The sequence below is a fragment of the Paenibacillus sp. JNUCC 35 genome (assembly GCF_058269095.1).
The window spans coordinates 2,999,765-3,012,761 of the sequence record NZ_CM177771.1 but is presented as its reverse complement, the minus strand read 5'-3'; the positions used below and the strand labels follow the sequence as shown (position 1 = coordinate 3,012,761).

Here is a 12,997-nt window from a genome sequence, read left to right as displayed (position 1 = left end):
CTATATTACATTACAAGCTGTTTACTGGTACTTTTCAATTTTGCGCATGTATGGCTCCGATTGGATTAACAACTCCACCAGCTCTGGCTTCGTAAGCTTCATATACCGCCTTCTGCGGCGTTTTGGCGGCTTTTCGGGCTATTGAATTGGTCATGCGTTTCTTATTTAAGAACGCTCGTCGATCAACTGTTCTAAAAACTCCGCAAACGTCAAAGCATACGTGTCGATCCAATCATTCATGAGATCATAGCGCATAATCGGAAACTCACCCTGTTCATCTCTGGAAGACGTATCAAAAAAATAAAGCTCGTCACTATCCGGAACGAACAAGTCCAGTCTGTTGGGAAACCGACTTACCCACCACTCCTCGGCTTTGTTCAACCTATGTATATAAAGAAGGTCGCTGTCGTTATACTCCCTATGCTCCGGAGAAGCGATCGTTAGAACATGCCCGCCGTTCAACCAGGCATTTCCGTAATGAACCAGCCACCAGCGGTAAGACGGAGGCAGGCTGAATCCTAATTCCTCTTCCGCTTCCGCTATCCAGCTCTCTTCCGCTCCGTGATTAGGAAACCATCTTAAAGCGGAAGTCGTCTTCAGTTTGTCTGCCAAACGCTCATACATGGGTATCATCCTTTCTCCCAACACTTGTTTAATTTCCAAAATATCCCCCTTATTGTATCACATAAAAATCACTCGCATCAGTGCCCGACATCCGGACTCTTCGATGTCGCTTAGGACACTTCTCGCTTACCGGGTCGATCAGCGATAATCCGCCGCCGCACACAATAGCCAACGAACTTGCCTATTACGGCAACGGCAAGTTTTGAGGCCATCCTTAGCACTCAAATCGCGAACTTGTACGATTAGGCGAATGCGAGAGTGAACCACGTTATATAGGCCTTCGGTTATCCCATTTTCATTCGTTTAAATCCATACGTTTCGGAGTTTCTACTTTATTTTTGGTTCTCTTTGTATGCATAGGGTCAAGAATCCCTTTCATAGATATAGTCGAACCTTCCATTAATCGGAAGTCGATCATTATCTAACTTGGAGGATATGCAGCGATGGCTTTTTTGCAGCGATATGCCGCAAACCAGACAGGCGCCATTACATTTACAGGCAACACGCTCGGATTGAGCCGATCCGAAACTGCCGGAGTTCCAGGAACAGTAGACAGTATAGGGGCTTACATAACAACGGATACGACACTTCAGTACGGTACATATCCGGCAGGAACAACAAGCCTATACACCTCCAACAGCTCTGCCGCAGTTCTCACTCTGCCCGCAGGAAGTACGGTATTGTACGCAGAGCTCATCTGGGGCGGCTCTTACCTGGACGGCACGGTCAACAATACCGCTTTTATCAACAATCCCATCACCTTCACCACACCGGCGGGCACATCGAGCGTAACTCAGGATGCCGCTACCGTCTATAACGTGACGTTTGCGGTCTCTCCAAGCTCTGTTCTGGCATACGTCCGCACGGCTAATGTAACGGCTCTGGTCAGTGCCGGAGGCGCGGGAACCTACACGGCCAAAAGCATCGTTGGCACGCTTGCCGTTCCGGACCCCACAGCCAACCACGCCGGATGGACCCTGGCGGTAGTGTACCAGAACCCGAGTCTTCCCTTCCGGAACCTCTCGCTGGGTGTGGGCGCGGAGATTGTCCAGTCGACTTCGGGGCCCGTCAATGTGGTCATCTCCGGCTTCGCCACTCCGGCGCAAGGGACGCTAAAAGGCCGTGCGTTAATCAGCGCACAGGAAGGAGACGCCAACAAAACCGGGGACCAGGCTCTGTTCGGTCCGACGACATCGAGTCTGACGGCTTTATCGGGGGCCAACAATTTCGCCGCCAACTTTTTCGCGTCCCAAATCAACAAAGATGACGGCACGCTCGATACAACCGGAACGTTCGGTACGCGCAACGCCGTAAACGGAGCTCCGGGCACGTTGATCACCGGCGGGCGCCAGGGATGGGATATCACCAACGTGGACATATCCTCGACGCTGAAAAACTCCCAGACCTCCGCAATTTTACAACTGACGACGTCCGGGGACGGATATATCGTGAATGCGAACGCCATTCAAATCGATATTAACGCTCCCCTCGTCACCGTGACTAAAACCGCCAGCGTAACCGGAGCCGTCATCGGCGATGCGGTCACGTACACTATCGCCGTTAGGAATACCGGATTGGTCGACGCCTCCAACACGGTCTTCACCGATCCGATTCCGGCCGGTTCCACACTCGCCCCGAACAGTGTGACGGTCAACGGGACCGCTCGAACGGGTACCGATCCTTCGACCGGCATTCTGCTCGGAACGATAAGCGCGGGCAGTACGACCACCGTGACGTTCCGGGTGACCGTGACCTCCCTTCCATCGCCCGCGCAGCTTTCGAACCAGGCGACTGCCAGTTTCTCGTTTCAGAGTGTAACCGGAGGACCGGTTATTTCGGGGAGCGTTCCCTCCAACACACTTGCCGTCCCAGTCTATCAGCCGGTTATCGGACTCGTCAAAACGGCAAACACTTCTACCGCGACCGTGGGAGATACGGTTACTTACACCTTGACGGCTACGAACACGGGGAGTATCCGTGCGGCCGCCACGTTGACCGATCCCATTCCCGCAGGGTCCACATTTGTGACGGGCAGTGTAACCGTCAACGGTACATCCCAGCCGGCCGCAAATCCGGCGACGGGGTTCTCCGTCGGGAACATCGATTCCGGAGGGGGCGTCGTTACCGTCACGTTTCAAACGATCATGACGTCTGTCCCCACCGGGGGAAGACTAACCGATCAGGGCACGGTCAGCTACACGTATTCTCCTCCCGACGGACGGACGCTTTCCGGTTCGGCGGTATCCAACACGCTGTCCATTCCCGTCTCGGCGCCGAACGTTGCCGTGGTCAAAACCGCCGGTTCAACGGACGCTGTCGTCGGAGACACCGTGACTTACACCATTACGGCGACGAATAACGGGATTACGGCCGTCACCGGTGTGGTCGTAACCGATCCGATTCCGGCCGGCTCCTCATTCGTTACCGGCAGCGTAACCGTGAACGGGACGGCGGTTCCAGCCGCAAATCCGGCGACAGGGGTTCCCGTCGCTTCCATCGCGGCGGGCTCTTCAGCAGTGGTCACTTTCCGTGTTAATGTAACATCCGTTCCTTCGCCCGCTCAGCTCTCCAACCAGGCGACTGTCAGCTTTTCGTCCGGCGCTTTTACCGGCTCGTCCTTGTCCAATACGATCACGCTGCCTGTCTACCAAGCGATCGTTTCAGCGGTGAAAAGCGTCAGTCCCGCAAGCGCAACGGTCGGTGCGACCCTCACTTATACCGTCACTGTAAAAAACTCCGGCAACCTTCCCGTCTCCCTTAACGTGAGTGATCCGATTCCGGGCGGCTCCACGTTTCTTGCCGGCAGTGTGACGGTTGGCGGCACGTCTTTACCGGCGGCGAATCCGGCAGCGGGATTCGCCGCGGGAAGTTTGGCGGCCGGTGCAAGCTCCGTCATCACGTTCCAGACGGTCGTCACTTCCCTGCCCGCCACATCCCGGCTCGTGGATCAGGCGACCGTGTCCTACACGTACCAGCCCCCGGACGGGCGAACGCTCACCGGAAGCGCCGTTTCCAATGAAGTGTCCGTTCCGGTATCGGCGCCAAACGTCACAGCCGTCAAATCGGTTTCCAACACAGCTGTCACTGTCGGAGACGTCATTACGTACACGGTTGTCGCCGCCAACGGCAGCAGTGTCCCGGTAACCAGCGTCGTGATAACCGACCCGGTTCCGGCCGGCACCACATTCAATACCGGCAGTGTAACGGTTAACGGGACCGCTGTCCCGGCGGCCACTCCCGCCGCGGGAGTGCCGGTAGGCGCTATCGCCGCCGGAGCTTCGACGACGCTGCAATTTACGGTTACCGTTACCTCGCTGCCCTCGCCCGCCACGCTGGGAAACCAGGCAACCGTCAGTTTTACATCCGGCGCTTTTACCGGCTCTTCCGTTTCCAATACGGTATCTGTTCCGGTTTACCAACCCGTGCTCTCGGCCGTCAAGAGCGCCGATACGGCAAAAGCTACTGTCGGAGACAGTGTGACCTACACGGTGAGTTTGACGAATAGCGGCAACTACAACGCGAGCATTACGCTGACGGACCCGATTCCCGCCGGTTCCTCGTTCGCCCCGAACAGTGTAACGGTTAACGGACTGCCGCTGGCCGGCGCCGATCCGGTTACGGGAATATCCGTCGGAACCGTTTCGCCGGGAACGACATCAACCGTTACTTTTCAGACGATAGTAAATTCCTTGCCCTCCCCGCCGCAGCTATTCGATCAAGCCGCCGCCGCGTACACGTACCGTCTTCCGGACGGAAGAACTCTGACCGGCACGGTGTCGTCCAATACGCTTACCATCCCGGTTTCGGCGCCCAACGTATCGGTTGTCAAAACCGCTTCCGCCACAGATGCGGTAATCGGCGATACGGTGACGTACACGATTGTCGTCACGAACAACGGGATAGAAGCCGTATCGGGTGTCGTGGTGACCGATCCGATTCCGGCGGGCTCTTCGTTCGTAACGGGAAGCGTGAATGTACGGGGGGCGCCTCTGCTTACCGCAAGTCCTGCCGCGGGCATTCCCGTCGGAAGCATTGCGGCAGGCGCTTCCGCGGCCGTAACGTTTGCCGTACAGGTCAATACACTGCCCTCCCCGCCGCAGCTTAGCAACCAGGCTTCCGCCAGCTTTACCAGCGGAGCGTTTTCCGGAACGGCCGTCTCCGATCTTCTGATTGTGCCTGTTTATCAGCCGGTTCTGGCCGCTGTGAAAAGCGCCGGCGCCTCACGTGTCACCGTCGGCGATACCGTTACCTATACTGTCACTGTAACGAATTCGGGCAATCTGGCCGTCCAGGTTACCGTGACCGATCCGATCCCGGCCGGTTCATCTTTTGTCGCCAATAGTGTGACGGTTGGCGGTGTTCCGGTCCCGGGAGCCAATCCAGCCACAGGCATCGCCGCGGGTTCCGCGCGACCGGGAGCAGCCGTGACGGTAACATTCCAGACCGTCGTCAACACGCTGCCCGCACCGCCTGTTTTGACCGATCAGGCCCAAGTCTCCTATACCTACCGTCCACCCGATGGACGCTCACTGACCGGCTCCGTCTCATCCAATAGTGTTACGCTTCCCGTCTCTCTGCCGAATGTTACGATCGTGAATAGCCCGTCCGCACCCGATGCGATTCCGGGGGATGTGGTAACTTATACGCTGACGGTTTCCAACAGCGGGACGGGTGCCGTGTCGAACGTCGTGGTAACCGATCCGATTCCGGCCGGCTCCGTCTTCGTTACAGGAAGCGTAAAAGTAAACGGCACCGCCGTTCCGGCCGTTAATCCGGCTAACGGTATCTCTGCAGGGACCATTGCGGCCGGAGCTTCATCGACAATCGTCTTCTCAGTGCAGGTCACGTCGCTGCCGTCCCCGCCGGAGCTCGTAAATCAAGCATCCGTCAGCTACACGAGCGGTTCCTTCAGCGGTTCGGCAGCCTCGAATACGGTCAGTCTTCCTGTCTACCAACCCATCGTTACCGTAAAGAAAAGCGCAAATCTCTCGCAAGGAACCGTGGGTGATCTTGTCACCTACTCGATCACAGCCTCCAACAGCGGAAATATCGGCGTTACCGCTTCGATTACCGATGCGATTCCGGTCGGCAGTTCGCTTGTGTCCAACAGCGTCGCCCTCAACCAAGTCCCCCTTCCGGGAGCCAATCCCGCCGGCGGCATCGCCGCGGGCACTCTGGCACCCGGCGCTTCAACGACTCTGACATTTCAGGTGGTGATTACTTCCGTGCCTACGCCTCCACAGTTAGTCGATCAGGCCGCCGTGTCGTATACTTATCAGCCTCCGGATGGACGGACGGTTTCCGGCTCCGCTTCGTCCAACACCGTCGTGATCCCGGTTTCCGCTCCTAATGTTGTCATGAGCAAAAGCGCAAGCGCCACGGATGCGGTCGTGGGCGATACGATCGCTTATACGCTTGTCGCGGTGAATAACGGCATTGAGAATGTAACGAACGTGATCGTGACCGACTCTATTCCCGACGGCACAACGCTAGTGCCCGGAAGCGTAACAGTCAACAGCGTCCCTGTGCCGGGCGCAAACCCTTCCGCAGGCGTACCGGCGGGTCTGATTGTTCCGGGGGGAGCGGTTGCCGTAACTTTCAGCGTGCTTGTCAATTCGCTGCCGGCCTCCGGACAGCTAGTGAACCGCGGTTCCGTCAGTTTTACAAGCGGCACGCTCTCTTTCTCTTCTTTATCGAACACTGTTACCGTTCCCGTATATCAATCCATTCTGTCCATAGCCAAAAGCGCAAATACCGTCAACGCAACCGTAGGGGATACGATTACCTACACGCTCGTGCTTTCCAACAGCGGAAACATTGCCGCTTCGACAACCGTGACGGATCTGATTCCAGCCGGTTCCGTCCTGCTCGCCAACAGCGTCACCGTCAACGGCTCTCCGCGTGCCGGAGCCGATCCTTCGGCGGGAGTTCCCGTCGGTTCCGTCGCGCCCGGCGTTCCGGTGACGGTCATGTTCCAAACGGTCGTCAACTCCGTTCCGGCCTCATCAATCCTTCTCGATCAGGCTTCCGCAAGTTTTGTATTCGTCCCTCCGGACGGACGCTCCGTTACCGGGTCAGCCGTGTCCAACACGCTCGTGATCCCGGTCTCAGCTCCCAACGTGACGGTTACGCTTACGACGGCTTCTACGGATGCCGTTCTCGGAGATGTCGTCTCCTACACCATAACGGCGACCAACAACGGCATCGAGAACGTGACCGGTGTTCTCGCTACGGACTCCATACCGGCCGGATCGGTATTCGTTCCGGGAAGCGTAGTTCTGAACGGTACTCCGCTGCCGTCGGCCAATCCTTCCGTAGGTGTTCCCGTCGGAATCATTGCGCCGGGCGCCTCGGCTGTACTCAGCTTTCAAACCAGCGTAACGTCGCTGCCTTCTCCGCCCGTCCTGTCGAACAAAGCAATCGTCTCCTTTACTTCGGGCGCTTTTACCGGGTCCAGCACGTCGGGAACCGTGCTTGTCCCTGTCTACCAGCCGCTTCTAGCGGCCGTTAAAACGGCTAATTTCTCCAACGCTACGGTTGGCGATACGATCGCTTATACGATTGCGGTAACGAACAGCGGAAATATTGCCGCCAGCCTCATCGTAACCGATCCGATTCCTCCGGGTTCCACTTTTCTGGCTAACAGTGTACTTGTGAACGGACTGCCCCTCCCCGGAGCGGATCCCACGACCGGAATTGCGGCAGGCCCGCTTCTGCCGGGAGCGACGATATTGGTTTCATTCGAAACCGTTGTCGTTTCCATCCCGCCGTCTTCAAGACTGAACGATCAGGCCGCAGTCGCGTTTACTTTCCAGCCTCCGGACGGACGCACCATCAGCGAATCTGTCAGTTCCAATCCCGTAACGATTCCAGTATCCGCGCCGAACGTTACGGTTACGAAAACCGCCGGTTCCACGGATGCCGTCGTCGGCGATACCATCGCCTACACCATCACCGCCACAAACAGCGGCATCGAAAATGTGGCCAACGTCGTTATTTCCGATCCGATCCCGGCCGGCTCGGCCCTTGTCCCGGGCAGTGTAACCCTGAACGGACTGCCTGTTCCTGAGGGTAATCCGGCTGCCGGCATTCCTGCCGGAATTATCGCGCCAGGCGCATCGGCCGTTCTCCGTTTCCAAGTGACGGTCACTTCTCTGCCTTCTCCCGCCCAGCTCTTGGATCAGGCTACGGTCAGTTTTACTTCCGGCGCTTTTACAGGATCTTCGGTCTCCGAGCCTCTCTCCATTCCCGTATATCAGCCTATTCTCACCTTGGCCAAAAGCGGAAATTCAACCAACGCAACTGTCGGCGACACGATCACCTATTCGATTCTGGTAACCAATTCCGGCAATATCGACGCTGCCGCTACGATCACGGACCCGATTCCCGCCGGCTCCGCCTTCTTTGTGAACAGTGTCGCGGTGAACGGCACATCGTATCCCGGGTCCGATCCGTCTACGGGCATTGCAGTCGGGTCCATTGCGCCCGGAAGTTCCACTCTAGTCACCTTCCAGGTGATTGTCACTTCCGTTCCGGTACCGCCTTCGCTTGTCAACCAAGCTTCCGCCAGCTTTACTTTCGTTCCGCCGGACGGACGTATTATCCGGGAATCCGCCGTCTCCAACGTAGTCTCCATTCCTGTATCGGCACCCGATATCGCGGTCACCAAAACGGCCGGTTCCACGGATACGGCAGTAGGCGATACGATCACCTACACGATTACCGCTTCGAACGCCGGTATCTCCGGGGTGACTAACGTGGTCGTGACCGATCCCATTCCAACCGGTTCCGCATTGGTCCCCGGGAGCGTGACCTTGAACGGGATCGTTCAGCCCGGCGCTAACCCGGCTGCCGGTATCGCAGTCGGATCTGTAGCGCCCGGCGCGGAAGCGACGGTTTCTTTTCAAGTTACCGTCACTTCCCTGCCGTCTCCTCCCGTCTTGTCCAATCAGGCGAGAGTCAGCTACACATCCGGAGCTTTTTCCGGCAGTTCTCTATCGGACCCGGTAGTCATCGGCGTGTATCAGCCGATACTCAGCGTAACCAAAAGCGCAAACACCGCCAATGCCACGGTGGGCGATACGATCGTCTACACGATCCTCGCGGCCAACTCCGGCGATATCGCGGCGGTAACGACGATTTCGGATCCGATTCCGGCCGGTTCGGCATTTATAGCCAACAGTGTGACCGTGAACGGACAGCCGATCCCCGGAGCGGACCCGACCGTAGGGATCGCAGTCGGCCCGATCCCGCCGGCAGGTACGGCCGGAGTGACTTTCCAGGTTGTCGTTACTTCCGTCCCGTCTCCGCCAACACTCGTCGACCAGGCAACCGCCGCCTTCACCTTCCAGCCGCCCGACGGACGGACGCTGAGCGGTACTGCCCTTTCCAACGCCGTCAGCATACCGGTATCGGCTCCGAACGTGGCCGTGTCCAAGAGCGCCAGCGCAGCGGACGCCGTATTCGGAGATGCGCTGACGTATACCATCACGGCGGCAAACAACGGAATCGAAGCGGTAACCGGTGTTATCGTAACCGATCCGATTCCGGCCGGCTCCGCTTTCGTTCCGGGCAGCGTAACACTCAGCGGAACGCCTCTTCCTTTGGCGCGGCCCGACGCGGGTATCAATGCCGGAACGATCGCAGCGGGAGCAACTGCCACCGTCACCTTCCAGGTTACGGTTACATCGCTGCCTTCACCGCCTGTTCTGTCCAATCAGGCTGCCGTAAGCTTCACATCGGGAGTTTTCTCCGGCACTTCTTACTCCGACCCGGTTACGATACCGCTCTATCAGCCGATTCTTCAACTCGTCAAAAGCGCTAATTTCTCTAATGTGACCGTCGGGGACACTCTGACTTATACGATACAGACAACCAACAGTGGAAATATCGCCGCCGCACTCATCGTATCGGACCCTATTCCCGCAGGATCGCAGTTTATTGAAAACAGCGTCAGCGTAAACGGAATTCCCGTACCGGGCGCTTCACCCGCTGCCGGAATAAACGCCGGAAGTGTTCTCCCCGGAAGTACGGCTTCCGTCATGTTCCAGGTTCTCGTTACATCGGTTCCCAATCCGCAGCAATTGACGGATCAGGCTTCGGCCGCATTTACTTTCCTGCCGCCGGACGGACGCACCGTAAACGGCTCCGCCGTTTCCAACACTTTGTCCATTCCGGTATCGGCTCCGAACGTATCTGTCGTGAAGGGAACGACTGCGGCCGATGCCATATTCGGGGATATCGTCACTTACTCTATCGCCGTCACGAACAACGGAATAGCCGCGGTGACCAATACGGTCGTAACGGATCCTATCCCGGCCGGCTCCGCTTTCGTACCGGGCAGCGTCACGGTAGGAGGCACAGCCAGGCCCGGTACGAGTCCGGTTACGGGCATACCTGTGGGCACCCTTGCGGCAGGCAGTACGACCGTGGTGACTTTCCAAGTCACCGTCCAGTCTCTGCCGACGCCTCCCCAACTGTACAACCAGGCGTCCGTCGCGTTTACAAGCGGGGCCTTTACGTTCTCATCCATATCGAATCCCGTTGTCGTGCCGATCTTCCAGCCTATCCTTACCGTCGCAAAATCAGGCAGTTCGGACAACGCAACCGTGGGAGACACCGTCACTTATACGATTGTCCTCACGAATACGGGCAATCTTGCAGCGAGCGCATCGGTAACCGATCCGATTCCTCCGGGATCTTCCTTCGTGCCCAACAGTGTCACGCTGAACGGGATACCCTTGCCCGGAACCGATCCGGTTACGGGCATACCCACGGGATCAATTGCCCCGGGCGGGTCCGCCGCCGTTACCTTTCAGGTGCTCGTTCCGGCCGTTCCGGCTCCTCCCTTGCTTATCGATCAGGCATCGGCGCAGTTTACTTTCGTTTCTCCGGACGGAAGGACGAATACGGGATCGGGCGCATCGAACACGGTCATTGTTTCGGTATCTAATGTTCCTGTCACAGCGGTCAAGGAGACTGATTTGCGAAGCTCCATCCTCGGCGATACCATCCGGTATACGATCACCGTAACGAACAAGGCTACCGATCTCATCCGGGAAGTCGTGCTCACAGATCCGCTTCCGCAGGGTTCCGCTTTCGTGAAAGGCAGCGTAACCGTGGACGGTGTCGCCTTGCCTAATGCCGATCCCAATACGGGCATCGCTATCGGGCAGCTGGCTTCCGGAGCCTCGGTCTCCGTTTCCTTCCAGGCGTCCGTCGTATCGCTTCCGTCTCCTCCGGAACTTACGAATCAGGCTGTTGTTTCTTTCGCCAGCGGTGCCGAAGCCGAATCCATTGTATCCAACTCCGTTACCATTCCTGTTCTTCGGCCGGTTCTGACGGTTCAAAAGACGGGCGGCGCAGACAGCGTGGCGGCCGGTGATACTGTTCTATATACGATTACAGCGGCGAACACCGGATCCACCGGCGCATTTACCACTATCACGGATTTACTGCCACCGGAAACGGTTCTTGTGCCGGACAGCGTTACCGTCAACGGCACCGTGATTCCCGGCGCCGATCCCGCCGCGGGAATCACGGTCGGCACCATTGCTCCGGGGGCGTCGGCGTCAGTCTCCTTCCGTGTACGGGTTGCCGTGATGCCGCCGGAAGGCATTCTCGTAAACCAGGCGCTGTCCGCCTTCTCGTTCCAGACGCCGGACGGCCGCACGCATGAAGGCAGCTCTGCTTCGGAACCGGTTGTGATCCCTGTCACGCCGCACTCCGTCAGCCTGCTCAAAAACAGCACGGTAGAAGCTGCCGCAATCGGCGATGTCCTTGCGTTCGGCATAACCGTGACGAATGGAGGGCAGGCCCCCGCTGCCGATATGATCGTCACTGATCTCCTGCCGGAAGGAACATCTTTCGTGCCGGGAAGTGTGACGGTCGACGGCACCGCTCTTCCGGATGCCCGGCCTCAAGCCGGAATTACCTTGGGGGCCGTTCCGCCGCAGAGCACAGTTCTGATCGGATTCAAGCTGGAAATCACCTCCGTTCCTGCATCGGCCCAGCTCGTCAATACGGCATCGGCAAGCTTCACGTATGCGGGCAATTCCTACACGGTATCCGCCAGTTCCGACGCCGTATTCGTCTACGAGTATGCGATCGAAGCCGTGAAAAGCTCAGTCCAGACCATTGCCACGATCGGCTCCGAAATCGCTTATAACGTGCTGGTGACGAATACCGGAACGATTGCCGTGAGCTCGCTCGTCTTGACCGACCGGCTGCCGGCGGGGACGCAGCTCGATGCGGGCAGCATCCGTATCGACGGACAGCTCCAGCCCGGGGCCAATCTCTCCACAGGATTATCCCTGCCCTCACTCGGACCTGGCGGTTCAGCGAGTGTATCCTACTCGGTGACGGTAACGGAGCAGCCCGATTCCGGTCAAATCGAAAACCAGGCTCGGATTGAAAGCTCGTATGTTCTCCCAGACGGTAATACCTATTCGGACGTGGTTGCATCCAATCTCATCGGTATAAGCGTGCAATCCCCAGTGATCGTTGCGGAAAAATCGGCATCGCCCGGAATCCGCGTCCTGGGAGATGTCGTCGAATACACCGTGGCGATTCGGAACAGCGGAACACTTGCAGCGGATGTTATCCTGCAAGATCTGCTTCCGCCCGGTTCGGCCTACCTCCCGGATTCCGTGACCGTTAACGGAGAGCCTCGTCCAGCGGCAGACCCGTCCGACCTGGCAATCGGACTTCTGGCTCCCGGCACTGCTGTAACAGCAGCTTTCCGTTTAACCATAACGTCGCTTCCGGCGGAGGGTCTTCTCCGGAACCGGGCTACGGCAACGTTTACGTACCAGTTGCCGGACGAAACAGCCATTTATACCGGCGCAGCAGCATCCAATGAAGTCGTCCTGCCCGTTTTTGCACCGGCTGCGTCGATTGATTTTAATGTTGACAGCCCTGAAGCGGCCCCGGGAGATGTACTGACCTATACGGCCGTCATTACGAATACAAGCCGCGCGCCAATCGTTGAAATCTTTACGCAAAATGACCTCCCCGCCGGTCTCGCTTTCGTACCCGGAAGCGTTCGTATTAACGGGATGGCCGCACCTAACGCGGACATAACCGCGGGAATCCCGCTCGGAGAGCTTCAGGAAGGCGAGAGCATCACCGTTCAGTTCGCTGTCGCCATACTTCCCGCTACGTATGGGTTGATTTCACTTCGGCTGCCTGTCGGATTCTCTGTCAGGCTCCCGGATGGCCGTCTTATTTTCGGCAGCCAGCAGTCCAATCCGGTTACCGTTCGGATCGTTCAACACGAGGAGTAACAGATCACTGCACGGAAAGACCGTGGAAATTTCTGCCTGATCGAATCCAAAATCGCTCTTCATCTAGATGAGGCAACCCGAAAACCGGT

General features: G+C 57.7%; 2 protein-coding genes. One reads left to right on the top strand and one right to left on the bottom strand.

What is annotated here, in order from left to right:
* Window positions 1-165: 165 nt before the first annotated feature.
* Window positions 166-624 (bottom strand): SMI1/KNR4 family protein, encoded by a 459-nt coding sequence (locus tag AC2TF6_RS13685; RefSeq protein WP_491311489.1) that lies wholly within the window; start codon window positions 622-624, stop codon window positions 166-168.
* Window positions 625-1,067: 443 nt separating this feature from the next.
* On the opposite strand from AC2TF6_RS13685, the gene AC2TF6_RS13680 reads away from it, so the two are divergent.
* The gene (locus AC2TF6_RS13680; RefSeq protein WP_491311488.1) at window positions 1,068-12,908 is read left to right on the top strand and encodes a DUF7507 domain-containing protein; all 11,841 of its coding nucleotides are present in this window, start codon (window positions 1,068-1,070) and stop codon (window positions 12,906-12,908) included.
* Window positions 12,909-12,997 lie beyond the last annotated feature (89 nt).

What these genes read in the sequence shown, in the direction of transcription:
- AC2TF6_RS13685 (WP_491311489.1), bottom strand. Translation starts at nt 624, where the DNA reads ATGTATGAGCGTTTGGCAGACAAACTGAAGACGACTTCCGCTTTAAGA.
- AC2TF6_RS13680 (WP_491311488.1), top strand. Translation starts at nt 1,068, where the DNA reads ATGGCTTTTTTGCAGCGATATGCCGCAAACCAGACAGGCGCCATTACA.